Source organism: Streptomyces sp. NRRL B-1347 (assembly GCF_000720325.1).
GTDB lineage: Bacteria > Actinomycetota > Actinomycetes > Streptomycetales > Streptomycetaceae > Streptomyces.
The window spans coordinates 546,478-573,384 of sequence record NZ_JOJM01000003.1 but is presented as its reverse complement, the minus strand read 5'-3'; the positions used below and the strand labels follow the sequence as shown (position 1 = coordinate 573,384).

General features: G+C 73.4%; 21 protein-coding genes and 1 pseudogene. 6 read left to right on the top strand and 16 right to left on the bottom strand.

Features of this window, described 5'->3' with window-relative positions:
* Positions 1–10: 10 nt before the first annotated feature.
* From IG74_RS54640 to IG74_RS0105110, 5 genes and pseudogenes are all read right to left on the bottom strand, one after another.
* A pseudogene (locus IG74_RS54640) lies at positions 11–409 on the bottom strand (ATP-binding cassette domain-containing protein); the annotation flags it as partial.
* 56 nt (positions 410–465) lie between these two features.
* Positions 466–1,575: a multiple monosaccharide ABC transporter substrate-binding protein gene (gene chvE, locus IG74_RS0105125; RefSeq protein ID WP_030670238.1), complete on the bottom strand. Its 1,110-nt coding sequence runs from the start codon at positions 1,573–1,575 to the stop codon at positions 466–468.
* A 3-nt stretch (positions 1,576–1,578) separates the two neighbouring features.
* Positions 1,579–2,556 carry a hypothetical protein gene (locus tag IG74_RS0105120; protein WP_030670235.1) on the bottom strand — a complete coding sequence of 326 codons (978 nt, stop codon included), beginning with the start codon at positions 2,554–2,556 and terminating at the stop codon, positions 1,579–1,581.
* 130 nt (positions 2,557–2,686) lie between these two features.
* Positions 2,687–3,721 (bottom strand): zinc-dependent alcohol dehydrogenase, encoded by a 1,035-nt coding sequence (locus IG74_RS0105115; protein ID WP_030670233.1) that lies wholly within the window; start codon positions 3,719–3,721, stop codon positions 2,687–2,689.
* A complete protein-coding gene (locus IG74_RS0105110; RefSeq protein ID WP_030670231.1) occupies positions 3,718–4,872 on the bottom strand; it encodes a mandelate racemase/muconate lactonizing enzyme family protein in 1,155 nt (384 codons plus the stop codon). The genes IG74_RS0105115 and IG74_RS0105110 overlap by 4 nt, the downstream gene beginning before the upstream one ends.
* A gap of 226 nt (positions 4,873–5,098) precedes the next feature.
* On the opposite strand from IG74_RS0105110, the gene IG74_RS0105105 reads away from it, so the two are divergent.
* Positions 5,099–5,869 (top strand): IclR family transcriptional regulator, encoded by a 771-nt coding sequence (locus IG74_RS0105105; RefSeq protein ID WP_030670229.1) that lies wholly within the window; start codon positions 5,099–5,101, stop codon positions 5,867–5,869.
* Positions 5,866–6,726 carry an SMP-30/gluconolactonase/LRE family protein gene (locus tag IG74_RS0105100; RefSeq protein WP_030670226.1) on the top strand — a complete coding sequence of 287 codons (861 nt, stop codon included), beginning with the start codon at positions 5,866–5,868 and terminating at the stop codon, positions 6,724–6,726. The genes IG74_RS0105105 and IG74_RS0105100 overlap by 4 nt, the downstream gene beginning before the upstream one ends.
* On the opposite strand, the gene IG74_RS0105095 is transcribed toward IG74_RS0105100, so the two are convergent.
* Positions 6,723–7,163, bottom strand: coding sequence for a MarR family winged helix-turn-helix transcriptional regulator (locus IG74_RS0105095; RefSeq protein ID WP_030670224.1), 441 nt, complete (start codon positions 7,161–7,163; stop codon positions 6,723–6,725). The genes IG74_RS0105100 and IG74_RS0105095 overlap by 4 nt on opposite strands.
* A 112-nt stretch (positions 7,164–7,275) precedes the next feature.
* Between IG74_RS0105095 and IG74_RS0105090 the strand changes: the two genes are divergently transcribed.
* The gene (locus tag IG74_RS0105090) at positions 7,276–8,775 is read left to right on the top strand and encodes an MFS transporter (protein WP_030670222.1); all 1,500 of its coding nucleotides are present in this window, start codon (positions 7,276–7,278) and stop codon (positions 8,773–8,775) included.
* Between the two features lie 7 nt (positions 8,776–8,782).
* Here IG74_RS0105090 and IG74_RS0105085 read toward each other — a convergent pair whose 3' ends face one another.
* The 9 genes from IG74_RS0105085 to IG74_RS0105045 all read right to left on the bottom strand — a co-directional run bounded on the left by IG74_RS0105085 (position 8,783) and on the right by IG74_RS0105045 (position 20,142).
* Entirely contained in the window at positions 8,783–9,601 is an 819-nt protein-coding gene (locus IG74_RS0105085) for a thioesterase II family protein (RefSeq protein ID WP_107058871.1), read from the bottom strand.
* Between the two features lie 212 nt (positions 9,602–9,813).
* Positions 9,814–10,359, bottom strand: coding sequence for a PadR family transcriptional regulator (locus tag IG74_RS0105080; RefSeq protein ID WP_051854552.1), 546 nt, complete (start codon positions 10,357–10,359; stop codon positions 9,814–9,816).
* Positions 10,360–10,436: 77 nt separating this feature from the next.
* Positions 10,437–11,453 carry a DUF5954 family protein gene (locus IG74_RS0105075; RefSeq protein WP_030670216.1) on the bottom strand — a complete coding sequence of 339 codons (1,017 nt, stop codon included), beginning with the start codon at positions 11,451–11,453 and terminating at the stop codon, positions 10,437–10,439.
* Positions 11,454–11,617: 164 nt separating this feature from the next.
* Positions 11,618–13,480, bottom strand: coding sequence for a protein-arginine deiminase family protein (locus IG74_RS0105070; protein WP_030670213.1), 1,863 nt, complete (start codon positions 13,478–13,480; stop codon positions 11,618–11,620).
* Positions 13,481–13,695: 215 nt separating this feature from the next.
* Complete coding sequence (locus tag IG74_RS0105065) at positions 13,696–14,448, bottom strand: class I SAM-dependent methyltransferase (protein ID WP_030670211.1); 753 nt, start codon at positions 14,446–14,448, stop codon at positions 13,696–13,698.
* 170 nt (positions 14,449–14,618) lie between these two features.
* On the bottom strand, positions 14,619–15,914 hold the full coding sequence (locus IG74_RS0105060) for a cation:proton antiporter (RefSeq protein WP_051854551.1): 1,296 nt from the start codon (positions 15,912–15,914) through the stop codon (positions 14,619–14,621).
* Between the two features lie 60 nt (positions 15,915–15,974).
* The gene (locus tag IG74_RS0105055; protein WP_030670205.1) at positions 15,975–17,402 is read right to left on the bottom strand and encodes a cytochrome P450; all 1,428 of its coding nucleotides are present in this window, start codon (positions 17,400–17,402) and stop codon (positions 15,975–15,977) included.
* On the bottom strand, positions 17,399–18,535 hold the full coding sequence (locus tag IG74_RS0105050; RefSeq protein ID WP_051854550.1) for an alpha-hydroxy acid oxidase: 1,137 nt from the start codon (positions 18,533–18,535) through the stop codon (positions 17,399–17,401). Before IG74_RS0105050 ends, IG74_RS0105055 begins: the two co-directional genes overlap by 4 nt.
* Positions 18,535–20,142, bottom strand: coding sequence for an NAD(P)-binding domain-containing protein (locus IG74_RS0105045; protein ID WP_234334215.1), 1,608 nt, complete (start codon positions 20,140–20,142; stop codon positions 18,535–18,537). The genes IG74_RS0105050 and IG74_RS0105045 overlap by 1 nt, the downstream gene beginning before the upstream one ends.
* Before the next feature lie 277 nt (positions 20,143–20,419).
* Here IG74_RS0105045 and IG74_RS0105040 point away from each other — a divergent pair, with 277 nt between their 5' ends.
* Complete coding sequence (locus IG74_RS0105040) at positions 20,420–22,012, top strand: class I adenylate-forming enzyme family protein (protein WP_107058870.1); 1,593 nt, start codon at positions 20,420–20,422, stop codon at positions 22,010–22,012.
* Positions 22,013–22,034: 22 nt separating this feature from the next.
* Here IG74_RS0105040 and IG74_RS0105035 read toward each other — a convergent pair whose 3' ends face one another.
* Positions 22,035–23,036 (bottom strand): GlxA family transcriptional regulator, encoded by a 1,002-nt coding sequence (locus tag IG74_RS0105035; protein ID WP_420709854.1) that lies wholly within the window; start codon positions 23,034–23,036, stop codon positions 22,035–22,037.
* Positions 23,037–23,239: 203 nt separating this feature from the next.
* On the opposite strand from IG74_RS0105035, the gene IG74_RS0105030 reads away from it, so the two are divergent.
* Together IG74_RS0105030 and IG74_RS0105025 are read left to right on the top strand one after the other, a co-directional pair.
* Positions 23,240–24,118 (top strand): NAD(P)-dependent oxidoreductase, encoded by an 879-nt coding sequence (locus IG74_RS0105030; protein WP_030670191.1) that lies wholly within the window; start codon positions 23,240–23,242, stop codon positions 24,116–24,118.
* A gap of 528 nt (positions 24,119–24,646) precedes the next feature.
* Positions 24,647–26,869, top strand: a complete 2,223-nt coding sequence (locus IG74_RS0105025; RefSeq protein ID WP_030670189.1) for an MMPL family transporter — start codon at positions 24,647–24,649, stop codon at positions 26,867–26,869.
* The last annotated feature ends 38 nt before the right edge of the window (positions 26,870–26,907 follow it).

The following is a 26,907-nucleotide window of genomic DNA, read 5'->3' as shown; positions in this document are numbered from 1 at the left end:
TGGCGATCTCCACGAGCTGCTGCTTGCCGACGCCGAGCTCGGCGACCGGCGTCTGCGGCCGCTCGTCGAGGCCGACCCGTGCCAGCAGCCGGTGCGCGGCGCGCAGGGTGTCGTCCCAGTCGACGAATCCGCCGCGCCGGGTGCGCTCGTTGCCGAGGAAGACGTTCTCGGCGATCGACAAGTGCGGGACGAGCGCCAGTTCCTGATGGATGATCACGACGCCGTGCCGCTCGCCGTCGCGGATGTCTTTGAAGGCCACGCGCTCGCCGTCGAGGCGGATCTCGCCGCCGTGGTCGCCGTGTCCGTGCACGCCGCTGAGGATCTTCATCAGGGTCGACTTGCCCGCGCCGTTCTCGCCGCAGACCGCGTGGATCTCCCCGGCGCGCACGGTCAGGTTCACCCCCGCGAGCGCCCTGACCCCGGCGAAGTCCTTGGTGATCCCGCGCATCTCCAGGACGGGGCGGGTCACCTGAGCTGTCCCGCCGTGAAGTACCCCTCGTCCACGAGGAGCCGGGTGTTGGACCGGTCGACGCTGACCGGGTCGAGGAGGTACGCGGGCACGGTCTTGACGCCGTTGTCGTAGTCGGTGGTGTTGTTGACCGCGACCTTCTTGTCGTTGAGGAGCGCGTCGCCCATCGCCACCGTCCGCGCGGCCAGCGCGCGGGTGTCCTTGAACACGGTCTGCGTCTGCTCGCCGCGGATGATGGACTTCACCGACGCCAGCTCCGCGTCCTGCCCGGTGACGACCGGCAGCGGGTGGCCCTCGGTGCCGTAGCCCGCGCTCTTCAGGGCGGAGATGACGCCGATGGAGATCCCGTCGTACGGCGAGAGCACCGCGTCGAGGCGGGCCGAGCCGTAGTTCTTGCTGAGGAGGTCGTCCATGCGCTTCTGCGCGGTGCCGCCGTCCCAGCGCAGCGTGGTGGCCTGGGCAAGGCGCGTCTGCTCGCTGCGCACGACGAGCTCGCCGCTGTCGAAGTACGGCCGGAGCACCTTCATGGCGCCGTTCCAGAAGTACTTGGTGTTGTTGTCGTCGGGCGAGCCCGCGAACAGCTCGATGCTGTGCGTGTCACCGCCCTTGCCGGGCCTGCCGAGCCGCAGCTTCCCGACGATGTACCGGGCCTGGAGGCGGCCGACGCGCTCGTTGTCGAAGGACGCGTAGTAGTCGACGTTCCCCGTGCCGAGGATGAGGCGGTCGTACGAGATCACGGGGATGCCCGCGTCGTGGGCGCGCCGCAGGACCTCGGTGAGGGCCGAGCCGTCGACGGCGGCGACCACCAGGAGCGCGCGCCCCTTGGTGATCATGTTCTCGAGCTGGGCGATCTGGTTCTCGACCTTGTTGTCGCCGTACTGGAGGTCGGTCTTGTACCCGGCCTTCTCGAACTGCTCGGCCATGTTCGCGCCGTCGGCTATCCAGCGCTCGGAGGCCTTGGTGGGCATGGCGAGGCCGACGGTGGCGCCCTTGCCGGTGTCCGGCTCGTAGCGGCTGCCGCCCCTGGCCTCCTGGCCGCAGGCGGCGAGGGAGGCGCCGAGCAGTCCGGCGGCGAGGAGGGCCGCGGCCGGGGTGCGGATGCGCATGGGTCAGTTCCCTTCCGGGGCGGGGAAGCGCTCCAGGTCGCCCGGGAGTCGCGCGCCGAGCGGCGAGCGGCCGCCGTCCGCGCCGTGCCGGGCCAGGAGGTCGAGGACGAGCCGCCCGCGCCGGACGCGCTCGCGGGCGGTGGCGAGGGCGTGCTCGCGCAGCTGGGCGCCGTACGGGTAGATGCCGGGCGACCTGCTCAGACCGAACTTCACGTACAGCGGGGCGCCGCGCCGGATCAGCTCGGCGACCTCGTACATGCGGACGTAGCCGCCGAGGTCGTCGGGCGCCTCCACGTACATGTCGAGGGGGGCCCGGCTCACCCGGCGGATCTCGGTGAGGTGATCGAGCGTCAGGTCCGAGGGCACGTTGAGGGAGTCGGCGCCGAGCCGCTCGTACACCCCGAACGAGGCCGGGTTCACCGGGCCCGTCAGGGCCGACACCTTGAACGTGGTGCCCGCGGGCAGCAGCCCCGTCGCGCGGAGCCGGTGCAGCGTCCACAGCACGCCCTCGTCGGCGACGAGCAGACAGCGCACGCCGAGGCCGGTGGCGCGCAGGGCGTCCTCGACGCACCCGGCGAGCGCGTCGTGGCCCCGGGCGCGCGGGCCCGCGCCGCCGGACTCGGTGCGCGTGGAGGCGCCGGTGTCCCAGGTGCCGCGCGGCCCGGTGAACAGGCACAGCTCGACGGCGCGCGCGGCGCAGGCCGCCACCATCTCGGTAATCTCGGCGTCGGTGAGCATCCACACGCCGCTGCCCTGGCTGACCCGGTGCACGGGCACGTCGAGCCGCGCGCTCTCGTCGAGGACGACCGCCAGGGCCTCGGGGCCCTCCACCGACGGGATCTCGGTGCGCCAGGTGCCGCCGTCGGGGAACGCGTACGGCGACGCGTCGGCAGGGTCGGCCGCGGGGACGGCGTGCCCGATGCGCGCCAGGGCGTCCACGCCGGGGCGGCGCGACGCCCACGGGCTCGCCGGGGCGGCCACGGAGGACGGCAGGGGCGGGACGCGCAGGGGTGAGGAAGAGGTCAAGGGGGCTCCCTCGCTCGGAGTTGTTCGAGATTTCGGACGTTGTACGAGTCGGTGGACAGGAGAGGGGCCGGGCCTGGAGCCTCCGCTACGGGCGGAGCAGCACCTTCCCCGTCCGGGGATCGCCGCCGCCGACCAGCGCGACGGCGGCGCCGAACTCCGCGAGCGGGAACTCGTGCGTGACGAGCGCCGCCGGGTCGAGCAGCCCGGCGCCGAACGCGCGGACCGCGTCCGACCAGGCGGCGGAGGAGGCGCCGAAGACGCTGTGCAGTTCCAGCTGGCTCAGGGACAGGTGCACGGGGTCGATGCCGACGGCGCCGGGCGCGAACATCCCCGTCAGGACGACGCGCCCGCCGCGCCGGGCGAGCAGGCAGGACGAGGCCGCGGTGGACGGCGCGCCCGCCGTCTCCACCACGAGGTCGAAGCGGCCGTGCGCCGCCTTCGCCTCCTGCGGGCTCAGCGCGGCCGTGGCGCCGAAGGCCGTCGCCTGCTCGCCGCGGGCCGCCCGGGGGTCGACGACCGTGAGGTCGGCGGGCGTCGACGCGGCGAGCAGTTGCACGGCGAGCATCCCCAGGGTGCCCGCGCCGACGACGGCGATCCGCTCACCGGAGCGGGGGCGCGCCCTGCGTACGGCGGCCGCGACGACGGCGGCGGGCTCCAGGAGGGCCGCCGCCCGCAGGTCCGCGTCGTCCGCCAGCGGGTGCAGCAGCCGGGCGGGGACGGTGAGGTAGTCGGCGAAGGCACCCGGCTCGGTGAACCCGGTCTCGGCGTACCCGCCGGAGCACAGGCTGGTCTCCCCGCCCCGGCAGCGCTCGCACATCCCGCAGGAGCGGAAGCCCTCGGCGACGGTCCGCCGCCCCACGAGCTCGGTGTCGACGCCGTCGCCGACGGCCACGACGGTGCCGGCCCACTCGTGGCCCGGCGTCACCGGATACCGCACGTACGCGGCGTCGCGGCGGCCTTCGTACAGCTCGCGGTCGCTGGCGCAGATCCCGGCCGCGGCGACGCGCACCAGGACCTCGCCGACGCCGGGCTCCGGTACGGGGCGGCGGACCAGGCGGTGCACGCCCGGCCGCTCCACGACCAGGGAGCGGCTGCCGGCCCTCGGGGCCGTGCCGCTCACCGCGGGTTCCTCCGCTCCCAGCCCTCGGCCCACAGGTCGAACCGGGCCCGCCGCTGCGGGAACTCGGCCGCCGCGTCGGCGTCGAGCTCGACGCCGAGGCCGGGAGCGTGCGAGATCTCGAAGCAGCCCGTCTCCGGATCGACGCGCGGGGCGCCCCGGACCACCTTCGTGATCTCCGCGTCCGCGAAGTCGTTGAAGTGCTCCAGGATCTTGAAGTTGGGGGTGCAGGCGGCGAGTTGCAGGGAGGCCGCGGTGAGCACGGAGCCGCCGACGTTGTGCGGCGCGACCAGCGTGTAGTGCGTCTCGGCGGTGGCGGCCAGCTTGCGGGCCTCCAGGATGCCGCCGATGTGGCCGACGTCCGGCTGGACGATGTCGGCGGCCTGCGACTCGAAGAGCTCGCGGAACTCGATCCGGTCGTGGACGCGCTCGCCCGTCGCGAGCGGCACCTCCACCTTCTGGGCCACCTTCGCCAGCGCCTTGAGGTTCTCCGGCGGCACCGGCTCCTCCAGCCACGCGGGCTCGAAGGGCGCGAGCTCCCGGGCGAGCCGGACCGCCGTCGACGGGCTGAAGCGGCCGTGCATCTCCACCATCAGCTCGGCGTCGGGCCCGATGGCGTCGCGCACCGCCTCGATCAGGGACACGGCGTACCGGCTCCGCTCGGCGTCGAGTTCCAGGTGCCCGGTCCCGAACGGGTCGATCTTCAGGGCGCGGTAACCACGCGCCACGACCTCCTTGGCGGCCCGGTGGTAGGCCTCCGGGGTGCGCTCGGTGGTGTACCAGCCGTTGGCGTACGCCTTGACGCGGTCGGTCACCTTCCCGCCGAGCAGCTGCCACACCGGCACGCCCAGGGCCTTGCCCTTGATGTCCCAGCAGGCCATCTCCACGACTGCGATGCCGGACATCACGATCTCCCCGGCCCGGCCGTAGTCGCCGTACTTCATGCGGCGGACGAGGTCTTCGACCGCGAACGGGTCGGACCCGGCGATGTGGTTGGCCTCCGCCTCGCGCAGATAGCCGAGCAGGGCGTCGGTGCGGCCCAGCATGCGGGTCTCGCCGACCCCCGTCAGGCCCTCGTCGGTGCGGACGAGCACATAGGTGAGATTGCGCCAGGGGGTCCCGACGACGTGAGTGCTGATTCCCGTGATGCGCACGGCAGTTGCCCCTCAGATGCGTGGACGACGGGTCGAAGTCGTTCGATATTTCGGCACGCGTTCGAAATGGTGGCGTGACCGTAAAGGGCCGCTCTCGGGGGTGTCAATGGGTCGCGCACCGGCCCGTGCGGCGCGACCATTGCCTCACCAACACCGCCGCGCATAGCCTTCGTTCGTCATACCGACCGACAGCCGAAGTATCGAACGTAGAGGGTGGGTGGACGGCATGGGACGCCTCGTCCCCGCGGTGACCAGGGCTTTCGACATACTGGAACTGTTCCTGGACGGTGACGGCACCCTGTCCGCGCCGGAGGTCACCCGCAAGCTCCGACTGCCGCGCACCACCGTGCACGAGCTGCTCACGACGCTCGCCGCACGCTCCTATCTGGCACCGGTCCCCGAGCAGCCCGGCCGCTACCGCCTCGGCGTGCGCACGTACCAACTCGGCAGCAGGTACGCGGAGCAGCTCGACCTGGCCGCCGAGGGCCAGCGCGTCGCGCGGGAGGTCGCCGAGACCTGCGACGAGACGGTGCACGTCGCGATCCTGGAGGACACGGACGTCATCTACATCGCGAAGGTCGACTCCACGCACGCCGTCCGCATGGTCTCCGCCGCGGGCCGCCGCCTGCCCGCGCACTGCACGGCGGTCGGCAAGATGCTGCTCGCCTCGCTGCCCCCGGCCGAGCTCGACGCCCGGGTCGCGGGCCGCGCGCTGACGGCGATGACGCCCGCCAGCCTGACCGACGCGACCGCGCTGCGCGCCGAGCTGACCGCGATCCGCGAGCGCGGCACGGCCTTCGAGCACCGCGAGTCCAACCCGGACGTCAGCTGTGTGGCCGCGCCCGTGCGCGACAGCGCGGGCCGCGTGGTCGCCGCGCTCTCCGTCTCCGTACCGATGATCCGCTGGAGCGAGGACCGCGAGGCGGAGCTGGCCGAGCTCGCCGCGAAGGGCGCGGGCGATCTGTCCGCGCGCCTGGGCCACCGGGGCGCGCGATGAGGCGCCCGGCCGCGGAGGTCGCCGTCCCCGCGTCGGCGGAGCTGGGTGAGGGCCCCACCTGGGACGCGGCCGCGGGACGGCTGCTCTGGGTGGACATCCTCGGCTCGCGCGTGCACACGTACGACCCCTCGTCCGGCCGTCGTACGGTGCTCGCCACCGAGCAGCACGTCGGCGCGGCCAAGCCGTGCGCGGGCGGCGGCCTCGTGGTGAACCTGCGCGACGGCGTCGGCCGCTACGCGCCGGACGGCGCCTTCTCCTGGCTGGTCCACGACCCCGTGCCCGGCCGCAGGGGCAACGACGCGGCGGTCGCGCCGGACGGCACCCTGTGGGCGGGCACCATGCGCTACGACGAGGCGCCCGGCGGCGGCAACCTCACCCGCGTCGCGCCCGACGGCACCACGACCGAGCTGTTCCCCGCGGTGGCCGTCAGCAACGGCATCGGCTGGAGCCCGGACGGCACCCTCGTGTACTACGTGGACAGCCCGACGCGGCGGATCGACGTCTGCCGCATGCAGGATCAACGGCCGGTCGGGCGAAGGGAGTTCGTGTCCGTCGAGGCGGGCGCGGGCTTCCCGGACGGCCTGACCGTCGACGCCGCGGGCTGCGTCTGGGTGGCGCTCTGGGACGGCGCGCAGATCCGCCGCTACACCCCCGGCGGCACCCTCGACCGCGTCGTCGAACTTCCCGTGCCCCGCCCCACGGCGTGCGCCTTCGGCGGCCAGGACCTGCGCGACCTGTACGTCACCACGGCCCGCGTCGGCCGCCGCCGCCCGCACCCGATGGCGGGCGCGGTCCTCGTGCTGCCGGGGGCGGGGGACGGCCTGGCGGGGGTGCCGTTCGCGGGGCAGCCGACTTAGGAAGCGTCCTCTGGGGAGGGGGCGAAGACGCGGCTCAGGAGGTCGTGCAGGGCCGTGCGCTCCTCGTCGTCGAGGGTGTCCAGGCCCGCGAGGGTGGTGCGCATGTTCGCGCGGATCGCGTCGATGACGCGCTCGCCCTCGGCGGTGAGGACCACGTTCTTGACGCGCCGGTCGCCGGGGCTGGGCTCGCGCCGCACCAGGTCGCGCTTCTCCAGGCGGTCGACGATGCCCGTCATGTTCGACGCGTCACAGGCCAGTGTCCCGGCGAGCACGCGCATCGCGGCGGGGCCGCGCCGCAGCACGCTCAGGGTCTTGCCCTGGCTGGCCGTGAGGTTCTCACGGGCGGCCGCGGCCGTGAAGTCGCCGTAGTAGGAACCGAGCGACACCGAGAGCAGCTCCATCAGCTGGCCGGTGCCGACGCGTGGAGTTTCTGGCATGGCTCCACCTTACGCCCTAAAACTTGACCATCTCAATCAATGGCCCCTACAGTGATGCAGTTGCTTGAGGTTCTCAAGTTTCTAGGTTCTTAAGCAGTTGGGAAGAGATTCCGTGTCTCACGCACAGCACACGGCAGGCTCAAGGCCCTCGGGACAGACCTCGGTCGTCCTGGTCCTCGGTCTCGCCGCCATGGTCGTATCGATGATGCAGACCCTGGTCGTCCCGATCCTGTCGATCATCCAGAGCGACCTGGACGCCACCACGGCCAACGTCAGCTGGGTGACCACGGCCACACTCCTGTCGGCCGCCGTCTTCACCCCGCTCCTCGGCCGCTTCGGCGACCAGCACGGCAAGAAGCCCACGCTCATCGGCGTACTCCTGGTGATGATCGCGGGCTCGGTGCTCGCCGCCACCACGACCTCGCTGACCTGGCTGATCGTCGGCCGCGTGATGCAGGGAGCGGCGACCGCGATCTTCCCGCTCGCCCTGTCCGTGCTGCGCGAGGAGATCAAGCCGGAGAAGCTGCACGGGGCGATGGCCCTGGCCAGCGGCACGCTCGCGTTCGGCAGCGGTCTCGCCCTGGTCGGCGCGGGCCTCCTCACCCAGGGCGACGACCCCGACTACCACCGGGTCTTCTGGCTCGCGGTCGTCCTCGCCGTGGTGGCGCTCGTCGGCGTGATCTTCGTGGTGCCCGCCTCCCGCTCCAAGACGGGCGGCAGGACCGACTGGCTGGGCGCGCTCACCCTGGCGCTGCTCCTCGTCCTGCTGCTCCTGCCGATCTCGCAGGGCCACGAGTGGGGCTGGACGTCGGGCCGCACGCTCGGCTCCTTCGCCGGTGCCGTCGTGATGGCGGGCGTGTGGGTCCTCACCGAGAGCCGGGTCAAGGAGCCCATGGTGGACATGAAGATGTTCACGCACCGGCCCGTGCTCTTCACCAACCTGGCCGGGCTGCTGCTCGGCTTCGCGATGTTCGCCCAGTTCATCGGCGTCTCGTACCTCGTGCAGATGCCCGAGGACGTGGCCGGCTACGGCTTCGGCGCCTCCGTGCTCGGCGCCTCCGTCGTCTACCTGCTGCCGACCACGCTCGTCTCGCTGGTCGGTGCCCAGTTCGGCGGCGTCCTGGTGCGCCGGATCGGGGCGCGGGTCACGCTCGCCGTCGGCGCGGCCTTCGGCGTCCTCGGCTTCGCCTGGCTGACCCTGGCCCACGACACCAGCGCCTCCGTGATCGGCGCGGGCATGGTCGTCGGCCTGGCGATCAGCTTCGGCTACGCCTCCATGCCCGCGCTCATCGTCGCCAGCGTCCCGGCTCACCAGACCGGCATCGCCAACGGCATCAACTCCATCTCCCGCTCGGTGGGCAGTGCCATCGCCAGCGCGATGATCACCACCCTCCTCGCGTCGAAGACGATCGAGCTTCCCGCCGGGATGCCCGCGCTGCCCGAGGAGAGCCAGTTCACCCTGAGCTTCGCCATCGCGGGCGCGGCGTTCCTCCTGGTCGTGGCGGTCGCCCTCGTCGGGCTGCGAGCGGGGCACGCGCCGCGTGCGAGCGCCCCGACGAAGGCGGCGGAGCCGGAGTCGGACCCGCGGACCCCGGAGCGCGCCGCGGTCTGAACCTCGCTCAGGCCTCGCCGACATGTCCGGCGCCCGAACGGGCGCCGAACATGTCGGCGATGATGTGCTCGGCCTGGTCCGCGAGGTAGAAGTGGTCGCCGGGCAGCACCCGCGTGAAGAAGTCGCCGCCCAGGCTCGTCTCGCGCCACGCGTCCGCGTCCTCGGGGGTCACCTCATCGTCCTGGTCGCCGGTGAACACCCCGATCGGGCAGCGGAGCCGGGCGTCGGGGTCCGGGCGGTAGGTCTCGATGAGGCGGTAGTCGGCGCGGACCGCGGGCAGCACCATCTCGCGCAGCTCGGGCTCGTCCAGGAGCCGGGGGTCGGTGCCGCCCAGTTCCTTCATCTTGCCCACGAACTGCTCCTCGGGCAGCAGGTGCACGGTGCCGCGGCGCTTGCGGCGCGGGCCCTCGTGCCCGGAGACGAAGAGCCGCCGCGGCGCGGGGCCCGTCCCTGCCTCCAGGCGCAGCGCCGTCTCCCAGGCGAGCGCGGCGCCCATGCTGTGCCCGAAGAGGACGAGGTCGCGGTCGGCGCGTATGCCCGTGCGCAACACCTCCGCGACGGCGTTGGCCAGGTCGGTCATCGTGGCGATCGGCCGCTCCCCGAGCCGGTCCTGACGGCCCGGGTACTGCAGCGCGACCAGCTCGACGTGGGCGGGCAGCAGCTGGGCCCAGGGCGTGAAGAAGGACGCGGTGCCGCCCGCGTGCGGGAAGCACACCAGGGTGGTCCGCGCGGCGGGGCGCGGCTGCGGGCGCCGCAGCCAGCGGGCCGCGGCGGTGGTCGCGGTGCCTCCCGCGCGGGTGGTCGTCGTCCTCGGTTCGATGGTCATCAGCACTCCGTCAGGGCGGGAAGGCGGTCGGGCCGCGGTTCTCGTGGTCGCCCGCGTGACGCAACCAGAACCCGGGCGGACGCCGCAACCTCGATGTGCGCCGCACGCCGACCCGGTTCCCTACCCGGCCCGGCCACCGGGTATCCGCAGATCGCCGCGGTGCTTTCGCCGCGGGGAGGCTGTCCGGTCGGCCGGACGCGGGGCGGGCGCCTTCAGGGCCCGCTGCCCCCGGTGCCGTCCGCGCCGCCGTCCAGGACCTCCCGCAGCCAGGCGACCTCCGCGCGGTTGACGGCCCGCGCGGTCAGGAGCATGCCGCGGCGGTAGGGGTCCTCGACCTCCTCGGCCCGCAGCGGCCGGTCGCCCTCGTAGAAGAAGCTCGCGGGGGTCTCAAGGAACTCCAGGCGCCGCCGCAGGACCGCGTGCTGCCCCGCCGTGTCGGGCAGCAGCGAGAGGAACGCCAGGACGGTGAAGAACCGCGAGGAGTCCGTGATCTCGTGCGGCGCGGGGTCGCGCAGCCGCTGAAGCAGCTCATCGCGCCCGGCGTCGTTGAGGGTCAGGACGTGCCGCCGGGCGGCCGCAGCGCCCGGCTCGCTGTGCCGGCTCAGCAGCCCGCGCTTCACCAGCCGGTTGATCGCCGGATACAGACTGCCGTCACTGACCGGCCGGGTGTGCCCGGACAGCTGCTCGACCCGTCGCCGCAGCTCATAGCCGTGCAGCGGACCTTCGGCGAGACTTCCCAGGATCGCTAGCTCCAACACGGGGCCATGGTCGCACAGCGACGACACATGCCTCGGTCCGAGGTACTCGCGAGCGTCGGCAGGCCGCGGGCGGCGGCTCACTCGTCGTAACGGATCACCCCGTTCTCGTCCATCGTCGGATGCAGCTTCATCGGTTCCGTCGTCTCCACGTCCGAAGGGCGGGCGGGCTCGGGGCCGTCCGGGCCCACGCGGACCATGCGTTCCACGCGGCAGATGCGGAAGCACTGGTCGCCTACGACGACCTCGTTGGCGCGGCCCGCCGACTTGAAGAGGTCGGCGGCGCGGGTGAACTCGGCGCGGTCGGCGTCGTCGAGGTCGTACAGGAGGGGCCAGAACTCGGTCAGGCCGTGGACGAGGAGGCGGCGGGCGTCGTGGGGCGTGGGCATCAGGGCGCCGCGCGGACGCCAGCGCTCGCCGCGCCGTTCGGCGACGCCGAAGCTGACCGGCAGGAGCACCACGTCCGGATAGTCCCGCACCGCCCGCCGCGCGTCCTCGCGGAACGCCGGGGGATAGTCGTCGCCCACGTACGTGAAGCCGCGCAGCGCGAGCCGCAGCGCGCCCGCCATGACGCCGCTGTCGCGGCCGGGGGCGAGCGCGAAGCCCGCGTCGTGGGAGGGCGGCGACGGCCGTTCGTCCCACGAGGGGACAGCGGGCTCCGGATCGGTGGGGCGCGGCGGTTCGAGGCCGTCGTCACCGGCGCGCGCGAACTCCTCGCCGCGCACGACGCGGTAGCGGGTGCCGAGCACGGTGACCTCGTTCACCCGCTCCTGTTCGAGGCGGGCCACGGCGGCGAGCAGGGCCCGGCGCTCGGCGCGGCCGTCCGCGCTGTCCTTCGCCTTGAACCACAGCAGGGAGTTGAGGCCGTCGCGCGCCTGCTGCGGGGTGCCGTCCATGACGTCGTTGAGCAGGCGCCAGTCCATCTCGTCCCCCGGCTCGCGGGCGGCGAGCCCGAACACCGGGCCGCGCACGGCGAGATGGGGGTAGAGGTACGAGGCGTCCAGGGCGTCGGCCTCGCTGACCCACGCGGCCGGGTCGTCGCGGCGTACGAGTTCGGAGTGGAGCGCGTCGATCTGCCGCTTCCAGTCGTCAGACATGGACGCCATTGTCCCGAGACACGGCCCGCCCGGTCAGCCGTGTCACGCGGGAGCATGATGAATCGGTCGATCGCTTGGCAGCCGGGCGGCTGTGCCCTATAGGAGGCCGCGCAGGAGTCCGCGCCCCGCGGGAAGGGCGTCCCGCCCGGCTGCCGGTACGCGCGTCAGCGCGCGGGCGGCGGGCCGATCTCGCGCAGCGCGTTCGTCGCGCAGTGCACCTCGCCCAGGCTCAGGTGTGCCCAGGAGAAGTTCTCCACCCAGCGCACGCGCACGCCGCTCGCCGTCAGGGCGCGTGCGGCGGCGTCCCGGAACAGGTCGCGCCCGCCCACCCGCGGCCCGTGCGGGGCCGGCGCCGCGTACTCGCGGGCGGTCAGGGACAGGCCGTTGGCGAGGGCGGGGGAGAAGGCGATGTGGCGGCGCGGCCCGCCGGGCCGGGCCTCGACGCGGGCGTACAGCACGGGGAGGCGGACGAGTTCGTCCGCGCGCAGGCCCGTCTCGCGCAGCAGCACCTTCAGCTGTCCGTCGACGTGCCGGGCCGCGTCCGCGTTGTCGCCCTCGGCGGCCTCGTACCGCAGGAGCTCGTCGACGGTCGGCTTGTCCGGCGCGACGGTGTCCGCGAACAGGCGCTGCCCGCCCGCACCGGCGCGCCGCGCCTCGCGCAGCAGGTCGAGCGCGAGGCGCGGGTCGGACACCGCGAGGGTCCAGCCGCGCGCGTTGTCGGCCCGGACGACGTGCACGGTCTCGTCGGCGTGCCCGGCGAACAGCCAGGAGGTGTCGAGGACGACCGGCTCCTGCTGCCGCTGGGCGCGGAGCATGCGCGTGAACGACGGGTCGGGGTGGCGCTGCGCCGTCGCGCCGTAGACGATCCGGCCCCGCGGGTGTCCCGGGTAGGGCGGCAGGGACTCGATGTTGCCGGTGAAGTTGAGGAGTTCGTCGACGCCGGGGCCGCGCCGGGTCGTGTACTGCTGGACGACGCCGACGTCCGGGCCGCGCAGATCGCGGAAGAGCAGCCGGCCCGCCCTGCGCAGGCTCTCCTTGCGGCCGTCGGCGGACTTCCAGTGGTTGGGGGAGCGCAGCAGGACGCGCATGGTGTGCGGGGTGCCGCCGGGCGTCGGCTTGCTGACGTAGCCGGGTTCGGCGATGTCCTGGCGCCAGATGTCGCGCCACCACCGCGACGAGCCCGCCTGGAAGCGCAGTTCGCGATCGGGGAGGCCCGCCGCGCGGGTCGCCGCGCGCAGCGAGTCGGCGAACTCCCGCCACTGCCCCGGCGGCCGCGTGTGGACGGGCACCTCGGCGGGCTGCCCGCTGCCCGGGGCGCCGGGCCCCGGCGCGGCGGCGATGACGTGCTGGGCGCGCTGGAGGTCGTGCTGGAGCAGCACCGGCGCCATGCGCAGGGTCAGGGTGGTGCGCCGCGGCTCCGCGCCCGCCACGGTGAGGGTCAGGTCGACCCGGCCGTCCCACTTCCGGGTGTCGCGCACGATGTCGCGCCCTTCCACGGCGAGTCGCGCCCCCTGCCGCACCTCCCGTGCGGTGAGGCGCCCTTCGCCACCGAGCGGGACGTACCGGCCGTCGCGCTCGATGAAGATCCGTACGTACGGACGCTGCGCCGCGGGCACGGACACGCGGCCGCCCGCGGCGCCCGCCACCCGGCTCTGGCGCACCCGCACCGGCGTCAAGTCTTTGAGGTCTTCGGGGCCGTTGACGACCTCGTCCGCCGCGTCGTGGCACGCGGCGAGCCGCCGGTCCACGGCCACGTCGAGGCGGTCGAGGTCGCCGGGGCGCAGCCGGCAGCGGCGCGTGTCGTCGTCGAGGTTGGGCAGCAGGACCGTGCCCTCGGGCGCGTCGAGAGCCGGGGCGGGAGGCGTCGTCGCCCCCGCGTACCCGGGGCTGAGGAGCGCCGCCACCAGCACGGCGCAGCCCGCCGTGCCGAACGCGGCGCGGCGGCGTGTGCCGTGCCGGTCGAACCCCGCCCCGGGCGGCCGGGTACCGCCGCCCTGGGCACCCCCTGTCGCGCAGCCGTCCATCATGGGCCCCTTCCGTCGCCCGCCGCCGAGCGGAGGCGGGATCGCGTCACCGGTCGCCTTCCACTCTTCCGGCGCGGTCGGGGCGGCGCGTCGTGCGCCCGGGCGAGGCGGGTGTGCATCCTTCGACGCACCTTTGGGTGGAGCCTCTCCACCCACGGGGCGGGGCCCCGCCCCGAAGGGTGCAGGGCCCCGCTCGGCCGTGTCGTGCGGCGGTCCGCCTAGGAGTCCCTGCGGAACAGGCCCGCCCACAGGAAGGACCTGCCGAAGTGCGGCGACCCGGGCGGCTCGTCGCGCATCGGGCGCAGCTCGACCTCCGTGAGATCGGCGAAGATCCAGCGCAGCGCGTCGGCCGAGTACGCGAGGCCGCCGTGCAGCGGCTCCTGCCGGTAGAAGTCGGCGTCGGACAGCTCCGAGCCCATGCGGCCCGACGCGAAGCAGGTCAGGGCCAGATGGCCGCCGGGCGCGAGGACCCGGTCGAGCAGCGCGAGATAGCTGACGCGGCGGTGCGGCGGCAGGTGGTGGAAGCAGCCCGAGTCGACGACCAGGTCGTAGGGGCCGGGCAGGGCGTCCGGGCCGAGCGCGAAGGCGTCGCCGTGGTGGAAGCGGATGTCGGCCCCGGCCTCGCGGGCCCGCTCCCCGGCCCAGGCGAGCGCGGCCGGCGACAGGTCGACGGCGTCGACCGCGAAGCCGCGCGCGGCCAGGTGCAGCGCGTTGCGCCCCGGTCCACAGCCGAGGTCGAGGGCCCGCCCCGCCGTGACGACCCCCGCGTCGAGGCAGGCGGCCAGGTGCGCGTCGGGCTTGTCCACGAAGAACGGCACGGGCTTGGACCGGTCGGTGTAGAACCCGTCCCACCAGTCGGCCGCGCCCGCCGTCCAGCGGTCGGCCTCCGGCGCGAACAGGCCGTCCATGAGCTCCAGTACGTCCTCGACACTGCGTATGTTCCGCCCGGCCCCGCGCGTGTTCCGGTCCATCCGATCCCCTTTCGCGATGTCCCTGGACAGTACCGGCGTGACGTACGAAATCCCAGGTCAGACGGTATGCGACGAACGCGCGCACGGGCGTGTGCGGGCCGTGTGCGAACGCGGCGACCGGGGCCGTGCGGACCGCCCCGCACGGCGCCGCACAGCCCCGCGCAGGGCCGTCACGGGCCTGTTCCGGCCGCCTTCGGAGCCGGTTCTTGAAGAGGTTCGCGGTCCTCGCCCGCGGGCGGCCGCGCCCTGCGGTCGCGGCGGTCCCACAGGCTCAGGACGGGCGTCGCCATCAGCGTCGTGACGAGCGCGACGACCACGAGCATCGAGAACATGCGCTGCGACACGATGCCCGCGGCGAGCCCGACGTTGATGGCGATGAGCTGCATCAGGCCGCGCGCGTTCATCAGGGTGCCCACCCGCAGCGCGACGCCCTGCTCCTCGCCGACGGCCCGCGCGGCCAGCCAGCACGCGACGAACTTGCCCACGACGGCCGCCGCCACGCACGCGGCCGTGAGCAGGAGCAGCGCGGGCCCGGTGAGCAGGCCGAAGTCGGTGTTGAGGCCCGAGTACGTGAAGAACAGCGGCAGGAAGACGATCTGGCCCGCGGGCGTGACGGCGCCGACCGCGCGGTCCACGGCGGCGGAGCGCGGGAAGACCACGCCGAGGCTGAACGCCCCGAAGACGGCGTACAGGCCGATCGTGTCCGTGTACCAGGCGGCGAGGAACAGCGTGATGACGACGAACAGCAGGACCTGTTCGGGGGCGAGCCGCTCCAGGCGGCGCGCGAGCGGCTCCCGGGCGCGCAGGAGCAGCGCGAGCACCAGGACCAGGCCGGCCGCGCCCGCCACCGCCTTCGCGAACGGGCCCGCGCTGTCCCGCGACAGGCTCAGGACGCCCGCGAGCAGCACCCACGCGACGACGTCGTCCAGGGCGCCCGCGGCGAGCGAGAGGGAGCCGAACCGGCTACCGGTCAGGCCGCGTTCGGAGATGATCCGGGCCATCATGGGGAACGCCGTGACCGCGAGCGCGACCCCGACGAACAGACACGTCACCGGCAGCGGCTCGGCCGCGGGCAGGATGTCGACCCAGCCGTGCGCGGCCCACGCGAGCCCGGTGCCGAGCGCGAGCGGCACGAGCACGCCCGCGGCCGAGACCGCCCCCGCGGCCTTGGCGAGCGGTTTCAGCCGGTCGGTGCGCAGCTCGTACCCGGCCTGGAACATGAAGATGACCAGGCCGATCTGCCCGGCCACGAACAGCACGGGGCGCAGCGCGTCGGGGAACAGCTCCTCCTCGACGCCGGGCGCGACCAGGCCGAGGAGGGACGGGCCGAGCAGTACCCCGGCGACCATCTCGCCGACGACGGGCGGCTGCCCCAGAGCGCGCAGCGCGAGCGCGGTGACCCGGCAGGTCACGAGGATCACCACGACGGCGAGGAAGAAGGTGGGGCCGAGCTCGGTGGTGGACATGGTCCGCGCCCTTCGACTCGGGGTGGCGCACGGCGGTGGGGGCGGCTCGCGGGAGCCGTCTCAAGCGGGCGGGCGGGGGCACCCCGGGGAGTCCGCGCCGGGCCGGCCTGCGAGCGGCCGCCCCTCGGTGTCACGGGCCGCGAAGTACGTCGTGGCGAGGCGGTGGCGGCGCGCGTCGAGGACCATCCAGGTGCCGAGGACGAGCTGCGCCGGTGCCCGCCCCACGTCCTCGAAGCGGTCCCTGACCCGCAGGAACGCGCGGGCGCCGAGCGCCCACGGCCGGGGCAGCGGCCGCCCGCGCCGCACCAGCAGGCAGGGGGCGCGGTGCGGGATGGACCGGGTGTGCGAGACCGCGGAGTCGAGCGCGTAGCGGCGCAGGACCTCGCGCGTGGCCGCGCGCATCGCGAGGGGCGCGAGCCGCCAGGCCGGGCACGGCCGGTTGGCGGCGACGCCGAAGGGGATGTGGTGGGCGTCCTTGGCCGTACGCGCCTCCCAGCGGTGCGGCGCGAAGGAGTCCGGGTCCTCGTACCCGGTGGCGTGGTAGGCGGGGTAGCTGAAGCAGAGCACCGAGCCCGCGGGCAGCGTCGGGCCCGCGCCGAGCGTGATGTCGGCGGTGGTGACGCGGTGGGCGACCCCGAAGAGGGGGTAGAGCCGGAACGTCTCGTCGATGACGTGGTCCAGATAGCGGTCGTCGTCCGGGGCGCGCGCCACGCGGTCCTGTACGTCGTGGTGTTCGGCGAGGGCGAGCAGCAGATGGGCCATGGCTTCGGACAGCTGCACCACGGCCGTGTTGAAGAACGTGCCCTGGAGGTAGTACGCCCGCTCGCGCGCGGTCAGGGAGCGGGGCAGCGCGTGCGGCACGGCTCCGGCGGCGACGCGGCGCGCCAGATACCGGGTCAGCCGGAGACGGCGCCGCATGCGGCGCGGTCGGGTGCACTTGAGCGAGCTCACCACGTCGTCGGCGTGGTCGGTGATCAGGCGCCGCACCCCGGGCGGGCACGGTTCGTGGAAGACGCGCTCGTGGAAGAACTCCGCCCACACGGGCATCATCAGGTCGCGCAGGCGCACCAGCGCCGCCCGGCCCGTGCCCAGTTCGTCGAGGACGGCGGCGGTGCAGCGGGCCGCGGCGCCGGAGACGTCCGCGGCCGGTCCTGCGAGGATCGCCAGGGTGGTGCGGGCCACCTCGTCGTAGCGCGGACCGGCCTCCAGGTGCTCCTGGTGGACGTCGGCCCCGGGCGCGAGCCAGTACCAGAACAGGTCGGAGAGGGCGGCGCCCCTGCTGCGGCCGCCCGCCGCCGGATGCCCGTAAAGATCCTCGAACCGGTCGGGCCCCACCTGCGCGTTCGGGACGGTGACGCCCTCGCCGCCGCCGAGCCGCGCGAAGACGCGCATCCGCAGGGCGACCACCGCGGACGGCAGCCAGTACGGCGTGGACAGCGCGGCGAGCCCGGCCGCGGCGGCCCAGCGGGCTCGCGTACGGGACCTCATCGCGGCTGCCCCGACGGCCCTGCCCGGCCGTCCTGTCCGACCGGCGCTTCGGCTGCGGGCACGGGCGGCCACTCCCTCCTGACGACCATGTCGGCCGTGAGGTCGCCGGGCCTTCGGCCGCCGCACAGGGTGAGGACGTGGTCGAACTCCGACCGCAGCAGCTCCAGGACCTCCCGCACGCCCGCCTCGCCGTCCGCCGCGAGCCCCCACAGCACGGGCCTGCCCACGCCGACCGCCGTGGCGCCGAGCGCGAGGGCGGCCGCGACGTCGGCCCCGGAGCGGACCCCGCCGTCAAGGAGCACGGGCACGCGCCCGACGACGGCCGCGGCGACGCGCGGCAGCGCCCGCAGGGCACCCGGCGCCGCGTCGAGCTGGCGGCCGCCGTGGTTGGACACCCAGATGGCGTCCACGCCCTCGTCGACGGCGGTGCGCGCGTCCAGCGGGTGCAGCACTCCCTTGAGGACCACGGGCAGGCTCGTCAGGTCGCGCAGGCGGCGCAGGTGCCGCCAGGTGAACTCCGGTGACATGGCGATGCGCAGGGTGCCGCCCGGGGGCGCGCCGGGCAGGTCGCGCAGGTTCTCGGGCGCGAGGTCCGGCGGCAGGTCGTGGAAGCCGTTGCGCTCGTCGCGCGTGCGGCGGCCGAACACCGCGGTGTCCACGGTGACCACCAGGGCCGTGCAGCCCGCCTTCTCGGCGCGGCGGACGAGGGCGGTCGTGACGTCGTCGTCCGGATGGAAGGAGACCTGGAACCACACGGCGGCGTCGGCGCGCACGGTCCGCGCCGCGGCCGTGACCTCGGCGACGGCCACGGTGGCCGCCATGCTGGTCACCAGGACGGTCCCGGCGTGCGCGGCGGCGCGGGCGGTGGCGCGCTCGCCCTCGGGGTGGGCGAGGCGGTGGAAGGCGGTGGGGGAGACGACCACCGGCAGCGAGGCCCGGTCGCCGAGCAGGGCGACAGCGGTGTCCCGCCGGTCGTTGCCGCGCAGCACCCGCGGCAGCAGGGCCAGTTCGGCGAAAGCGCGTGCGTTGTCGGCGAGGGCGGTCTCGGCTCCGCTGCCCCCGGCGTAGTAGTCGTAGTGGACGGGGTCGAGTGCGGCGCGGGCGCGGTCGTGCAGCTCCTCGATGCGGGACATCAGGCGCGGCCCGCGCTGTCCGGGGCGAGGTGCTCGCGCAGGAAGGCCAGGAGCGGGGCGCGGTGGACCTCCTCGCTGTCCCACTCGTTCTCCAGGTTCTCGGTGAGGTGGTGCTCGGCCAGGAGCTCCCCCGCGCGGTAGGCGCGGACGACCGGGTGCAGATAGCGCCCGTCGAGTCCGCTGGTGTCGCGCTGCCCCACCCGGCCGACCCCGATGTCGAACGGGTCGACGCGGTCGTGGTCGGCGCCGTACTCGAGGGTGACGCCGAAGTACCGCGTCACGTCGCCGAAGTGCCCCTGCGCGACCGCGCGGTGGAGGTGGTCGACCGGCACCTCCTCGCAGTGGCGCAGACCGCCGTCGGTGCCGAGCAGCAGCGCGTCGGCCATGACGCCGAACTGCTGCCAGAGCGCGGAGCTGCGGTTGACGCGCGCGATCACGGCGTCCGCGGCCGCCGCCGCGGTGGCCGGAAGGTCCCTGCCGGGCCAGGGCACGCCGTGGTAGCGGCGTTCGAGGATGCGGTGCAACGCCCGTACGCCGTAGCGGAATCCATGGATGAATCCGCTGGTCGATTTCTTGAAGTCCCGCACCTGGGTGAGCGTGCCCGCGAAGAACAGATCGGGGACGTCGACGGATTCCCAGGCGTCGGTCTGCGCCGGAAACCGATCGTTGATGGTGAGCCGCGGGCGGCATTCCGGGGCGAAAAGGGACGCGTCGAAGCGGAATCCGGTGGCGAGAATGACGCGGTCGTACGGTATCTCCTTGACCACTTCGTCGACCCGGGCGAAGCTCACCGCGGCCACATACGTGCCGTCGGGCTGCTTGCGCACGGCGAGCACCCGGCCGTCGAGGAGCGCGTTCTGCGATTTCAGCTGGTAGGTGTCCAGGAAATTGTTGTTCACCGCCCGCAGATGCCCCACGAAGTGCGTCTGCCACGCCATGCGCAGCGAACCGGGTCCGGCCAGATGGATGACGGCCGCCGTCTCGATCAGGTTGTCCGCCGTCTCGAAGCCGGAATTGCCGCGCCCGATGATCAGCACCCGCTCGCCGGTGAAGTCGTCCGGGTCGACCGACACGTCGTCGTACCGCTCGGCGGTCTCGACGCCCTCGATGTCCGGGGGTACGTAGGGCAGGCTGACGCCGGTGGCCATGATCAGGCGCCGGGCGCGCAGGACGGTGCCGTCCGCGGTGCGGACGGTGAAGTCGCCGGTCCCCGCGGGCGGCCCCGGCCTGCTGATCCCGGTGACGCGGGTGCCGTACCGGACGTTGAGCCGGTGCGTCGCGGCGAAGTCCGCCAGGTAGCGGACCATGTCGTCGGCGGCCGGGAAGTAGCGCGGGGTGCGCTCGGTGAACAGCGGGGCGCCCTCGTACGAGAGGAGCGAGTTCCAGTCGGTGCGCAGCCTCAGCTCGGGGTCGTCCCAGCCGGTGTGCACCTTGTTGATCGATATGAGTTTCCGGTGTCGCGGGAAACGCGTGAAGAACGTTCCCGGAGCTGTTCCGGACTCGACGATGAGATAGCTGTGGCCGGAGCGGTCAAGGAAATATCCGGCCTGGAGTCCAGCGGGTCCCGCGCCGACTATCAAGTAGTCAATCAAGCCACCGTTAGGCACGCCTTGCTCCCGTCTCCGGTGAGCGTCGCCGACGTCCCCGGTGAGAGGCTTCAACGAGCGGATACATCACGCTAGTTGACACTTCAAGCGGCCCGCCAGGGCGCCTTGATGTGGCGTGCGTCACACGGAATGAGGGCTTGTGGGAAGGGGGTCGAGCGATACCGTGAGCCTGGCCGGTCGGCCCCCGGGTGAAATCCGGCCAGAGATCGTTCGTCGCTTTCCTGTTCTGCACCCTCATTCCCTGTGACGCTGTTTCATCCTCCGAAACGGATGCCCCGTGGAAAACGGACGCAAAGCGAGCAATTCGACGGAACGGCCCTTCCCGCAGGCCCTGATCGACGCGTTCCGCCGTCATCCCGCCTCGGTGGCCTTCGAGCACCGCTCGCGTGCCGTCACGCGCGGCGAGGTGCTCTCGCTCATCACCCGGTGTGCGGCCGGGCTGCGCGCGGCGGGACTCGGCCCCGGCCGCTCCCTCGCCCTCGCCACGGACGTCACGCCCGAAGGCTTCGCGGTGCAGATCGCGGCCCATCTGCTCGGCTGCCGGGTGACGGGCCTTCGCCCCGGCCTGACGCCGGCTCAGCTCGCCCACGTCCTCGCCGCCGACGACGCCGATGTCGACGTGGTCGTCACCGACGCCGCCCCGGCCCGCCCCGAACTGCTGCGCGCCGCGGGGGACATCCCCGTCCTGCGGCTCGAAAGGGATCTGCTCGCGGCCCACCCGCACGCCGGACCGCTGCCCGGCGACGGCCTCGTGGCGCGCGGCCGCCCGGGCGACGCGGCCCTGGTCCACCTCACCAGCGGCAGCACCGGTCACCCCAAGGGCTGTGTCCTCGACTACCGCGCGCTCACCGCGTACTGGTCCTGGCAGCCCGCCCGCTGGGACGACCGGATCACGCGCCTCGCGGCCGGTTACCGGCGCTTCCTGCTGTTCGGCACCCTCACCAGCGCCGTCATGTTCGAGCACCTGGGCCTGTGCCTCCTCGGCGGCGGCACCGCCGTCATCCCCGCGCCCCCGCTGGAGTTCCCCCGGCTCATCGAGCGCCTGCGGATCACCGCCCTGCTGATGACCGTGCCCCGGCTGCACCACGTGCTCGACGCGCTGCGCGCCGGGCCCGGCCGCGCCGCCGACCTCAGCGGCCTGCGGGTGCTGATCGTGGCCGGTTCCCCGCTCGCCCCGCACGCGCTCGCCGAGGCGGTGGAGCGCCTCGGCACCGCCGTGCACCAGGCGTACGGCCAGACCGAGGCGGGCATGCTCACCCTCCTGACGCCCGACGACCTCGCGCACGGGCCCGAGGAGGCCGCCACCTCCGTGGGCCGCCCCTGGGCGCGCACCGAGCTGAGCGTGCGCGACGCCGAGGGCGTCCCCGTCCCGACGGGCGGCACCGGCGAGATCTGGGCGCGCACGCCCTGCGCCATGAGCGGCTACTGGCGGGACGAGGCGGAGACCGCCCAGGTGCTGCGCGACGGCTGGGTGCGCACCCGCGACGTGGGGTACCTGGACGCGCACGGCTTCCTCCACCTCACGGGCCGCAGCCGCGACATCGTCATCGTCAACGCGGTCGTGCACTACTGCGGCGCCGTCGAGCAGGCCCTGGCCACCCACCCCGACGTCGACCGGGCGTACGTCGTGGCCGCTCCGGACCGGCGCACGGGCGAGGCCGCGCACGCCTTCGTCGTCGCGGCGCCGGGCCGCACGCCCGCCCTGGACTCCGTACGGGCGTACGTCGAGGCGGAATTGGGCGTTCCGGGGCTGCCGTCCACGCTGACCGTCGTCACGGACGTACCGGTGGCGCCGAGCGGCAAGCCCGACAAGCGGGCGCTGCTCGCCCGGGTGCCCGCGGAGGCTCCGCCCGCGGCCGGGGCGCGCTGAGCCGGACGCGCCCGGCTCCGGGTCACGCCGTCAGGGGCTCCGCCGCCCGGCCCGACCGCGAGAACGCCCGGCGGTAGTCGCTCGGCGGGACCCCCACGTGCTTGAGGAAGTGGTGGCGGAGGTTGTTCGCCGTGCCGAGGCCGCTGAGTTCACCGACCTTCTCGACCGGCAGGTCCGTCGCCTCCAGGAGGCTCTGCGCCCGGGCCAGGCGCTGGTTCAGGAGCCACTGGAGGGGCGTGGTGCCGGTGGCCGCCTGGAGCCGCCGGTAGAAGGTGCGCGGGCTCATCGCGGCCCGGCGCGCCAGGTCCTCGACCGTCAGCGGTTCGTCGAGGTGCCGGCGCGCCCACTCCAGGACGGGGCTCAGGCCGGCGTCGTCGGCCTCGGGCACCGACAGGTCGATGAACTGGGCCTGCCCGCCGGGCCGGTGCGCGGGCACCACCATGCGGCGCGCGAGCTGGTTGGCGACGTGCGCGCCGAGGTCGCGGCGCACCAGGTGCAGACACAGGTCCAGGCCCGCCGTCAGGCCCGCGCTGGTCAGCACGTCCCCCTCGTCGACGTACAGGACCGAGTCGTCGACCTCGACCTTCGGGTAGCGCGCCGCCAGTTGGCCGGTGTGCTGCCAGTGCGCCGTGGCGCGGCGGCCGTCGAGCAGGCCCGCCTCGGCGAGCGCGAACGCGCCGGTGCACAGCGACACCATCCGCGCGCCCGCCGCGTGGGCGCGGCGCAGCGCGTCGACGAGGTCCTCCGGCAGGGGCTCGCCGTCCTCCACGCAGGGGTCCGGCACCGACGGCACGATCACGGTGTCCGCGTCGGCCAGGTCGTCGAGGCCGTACGGCGTGCGCAGCGAGACGCCGAACGGATGGGCGGCGGCGTCCCGCGCGCCGGACCCACCCCCGGTGCCGCACAGCCTCAGGTCGTACCAGTGCTCGGCGAGGTCCGGCTGGGGCTTGCCGAACACCGTGCACGGGATGCTCAGTTCGTACAGGTCCCAGGAGGGGACCCCGATCTCCTCGGTCACGACCACCGCGACGGAACCAGCGCTCATGCGGCGACGATACGGCCGCTCCGGGGCGTGGCAGGAATTTGGTGATCAACGTCACCGCTGTCACTGTCCCGCCCTTGGGCCCGCTGCGAGGGTTCTCGTACCGGATCACCACGGACGGCACCGCAGCAGGCGGACGTACGGATACGACCGCGTCCTGCGGACGCACAAGGAGCAAGCACGCAATGAACGCTGAACGTCGTACCCCCGTCACCGTCATCGGCCTGGGCAACATGGGCGCGGCCCTCGCCGCCGCCCTCCTGGAGCGTGGCCACGAGACCACGGTGTGGAACCGCACCCCGGCGAAGGCGGAGGCCCTCGCCGCCCGCGGCGCCCGGGTGGCGGCGACCCCGGGAGAGGCCGTGGCGGCGAGCGAGTTGGTGATCGCCTGCGTCCTCGACTACGACGCGCTGCACGCGGTCGTCGACCCGGCCGTCGCGACGCTCGCGGGGCGCACGCTCGTCAACCTCACCACCGGCTCGCCCGAGCAGGCCCGGGAGTTCGCCGCGTGGGCCGCCGCGCACGGCGTCGACTACCTGGACGGGGCGGTCATGACCACCCCGCCGGGCGTCGGTAGCCCCGAGATGATGCTCCTCTACAGCGGTCTGCGGACCGCCTTCGACACCTACGAGCCCGCTCTGGAGGCGCTCGGCGACCCGCTGTTCCTCGGCGAGGACGCGGGCTTCGCCTCGCTGTACGACGTGGCCCTCCTCGGCCTGATGTGGGCGGCCTTCGGCGGCTGGCTGCACGGCACCGCGCTCGTCGGCGCCGACGGGGCGAAGGCGACGGAGTTCGCGCCGCTCGCCCTTCGCTGGCTCGGCGGTGCCGTGAGCGGCTTCATCAGCCGGTACGCGGCCCAGGTGGAGGAGGGCGGCTACCCGGGCGACGACGCGACCGTCGACGTGCAGATCGTCGCGATCGGCCACCTCATCCACGCGGCGGCCGACCGCGGCGTCGACAACGCCCTGCCGGAGCTGTTGAAGGCCTTCATGGAGCGGACACACGCCGCGGGCCACGGCGGGGACAGCTTCGCCAGTGTCATCGAGGTCATGCGGAAGCCCTGACTCCGCCGCGGGGCGCCGAAGGGGACCGTCCCCTAGGGGGCCTTGAGTGAGCGGGCGGTCCTGCCGCGGGCCGCCCGCCGCCCCTCTGGAACACGCCACCGGGCCGCATCGTTGGAGACGGTGCGGCAGCGCCGCCGCGGCGCACGTCATGGGGTGGCGGCCGGGCGGCGCCGGCGATGCCGCGCGGGACCCGTGTGGCGCTTGCGGTGTCTCAAACGACATCTGTCGAAAAGGTTCGGGATTCGAGTGAAATGCCCGAATTGAAAAGAGGGTTGTTGACCAAGAGACGCAGGTCACACCCCTGGTACATGAGATCTACATGTACTCATCGCGTCTCCTACCCGAGGATGAGTCGGCCGACTTCCGACTACGACGGACGTGGGCGCGGACTCCGGCCCGCAGTCTGACTTCCGCGCGGTTTGCTGCCGTCACCATGGAGTGGATCCTGCCGACCCAACCCTGTCGCGCGGCGCGCTGCCGCCGGACGGTCGGTCCTGCCTGCCAATCCCGACGGGAGTCTCGTTCGCCGTGGCTACGTTCCTCTACAAACTGGGCCGTCTCGCCTTCAGACGGCGCTGGTGGATGGCGCTCATATGGGTGCTGCTGTTCATCGGCGCGGGCGTCGCAGCGTCCTCGGCTCCCAAGGCTCCGGCCGACGTCTTCTCCATGCCCGGCACGGAGTCGCAGAAGGCCTTCGACCTGCTCGACGAGAAGTTCCCCGAGACGAGCGCCGACGGCGCCACGGCCCGTGTGGTGCTCCGCGCCCCCGACGGCCAGAAGATCACCGACGCCGGGAACAAGGCGAAGGTCGAGAAGCTCATCGACCGCCTCGGCAAGGGCGGCCAGGTCTCCAAGGTCGACGACCCGTTCAAGACGGGCGCGGTCAGCAAGGACTCGACCACCGTCTACGCGACCGTGTCCTACAAGGTCCCCGGACCCGAGGTGACCGACAAGGTCAAGGACAAGCTCGTCGACACCCTCAAGGACGCCCGCAAGGACGGTCTGAAGGTCGAGGCGGGCGGTGACGCGGTCCCGACCGAGCAGGAGCTGGGCGGCAGCGCCGAGCTGATCGGCATCGGCATCTCCGCCGTGGTGCTGCTCATCACCTTCGGCTCGCTGATCGCCGCGGGCATGCCGATCCTGACCGCGCTCATCGGCGTCGGCATCGGCATCTCCGGCATCACCGCGCTCGCCAGCACGCTCGAGCTGTCCAGCACCACCTCGACGCTCGCCACGATGATCGGTCTCGCGGTCGGCATCGACTACGCCCTGTTCATCGTCTCGCGCTACCGCGCCGAGCGGGAGGAGGGCCGCACCCCCGAGGACGCCGCGGGACGCGCCGTCGGCACCGCGGGCTCCGCGGTGGTGTTCGCGGGCCTCACCGTCATCGTGGCCCTCTCCGGCCTCGCCGTCGTGAACATCCCGCTGCTCACCAAGATGGGCCTCGCCGCGGCCGGCACGGTCGTGATCGCCGTCCTGATCGCGCTGACCCTCATCCCGGCGCTGCTCGGCATCGCGCCCCGCAGGACGCTGCGCCGCAAGGACCGCAAGAAGCCCGTCGGCGTTCCGTTCGCCGACCCCAACGCCAAGCCGAAGCTCGGCACCCGCTGGGCCCGGTTCGTGCTGCGCCGCCCGCTGATCGTGCTGCTCGTCGCGATCGCCGGTCTCGGCGCCGTGGCCGCCCCGGCCGCCAACCTGCAGCTCGGCCTGCCCGACGAGGGCACCTTCGCGCCGGACACCACACAGCGCAAGGCGTACGACATGCTGTCGGACTCCTTCGGCAAGGGCTTCAACGGCCCGCTGACGATCGTCGTCGACAAGGACAAGGGCGCCGGTGCCGCCGCGGAGGACGTCGGCAAGGAGCTCAAGAAGGTCGACGGCATCGTGTCCGTCAGCCCGGCGACGCCGAACAAGGCCGACGACCTGGCGATCCTGTCCGCGACGCCGAAGACGGGACCGAGTGACCACGACACCGAGACGCTGGTCAAGAAGATCCGCTCCGACATCGGCACCATCGAGTCCAAGACCGGCGCCGAGGTCCTGATCACCGGCCAGACGGCCTCGATCATCGACTTCTCGCAGACCCTCGACGACGCGCTGATCCCGTACCTGGCCCTGGTCGTCGGCCTCGCCTTCCTGCTCCTGATGCTGGTGTTCCGCTCGATCCTGGTACCGCTGAAGGCGGCGCTCGGCTTCCTGCTCTCGGTGCTCGCGGCGCTCGGCGCGGTCGTGGCGGTCTTCCAGGAGGGCCACCTCGCGAACGTGTTCGGCGTCGACCAGCCCGGCCCGATCATGAGCATGATGCCGATCTTCATGATCGGTGTGGTGTTCGGTCTGGCGATGGACTACGAGGTGTTCCTCGTGACGCGCATGCGTGAGGCGTACGTCCACGGGGCGCGTCCGGGCGAGGCCATCGTGACCGGCTTCACCCACGGCGGGCGCGTCGTCGCCGCGGCCGCGGTCATCATGATCAGCGTCTTCTCCGGCTTCATCCTGGAGGACGACGACATCATCAAGACCATGGGCTTCGGCCTCGCCGCCGCCGTCCTGTTCGACGCCTTCGTCGTCCGCATGGCGATCGTCCCGGCCGTCCTCGCGCTGCTCGGCAAGTCCGCCTGGTACCTGCCGGGCTGGCTGAACAAGATCCTGCCGAACGTCGACGTGGAGGGCGAGAAGCTCCACAAGCAGCTCGGCGACAACGGCGGCGCCCCCTACTCCGACCCGGAGCGGGAACTCCAGCCCACGCGCTGACGCGCTGACGCGCTGACTGTGCGGAACGTACGCACACA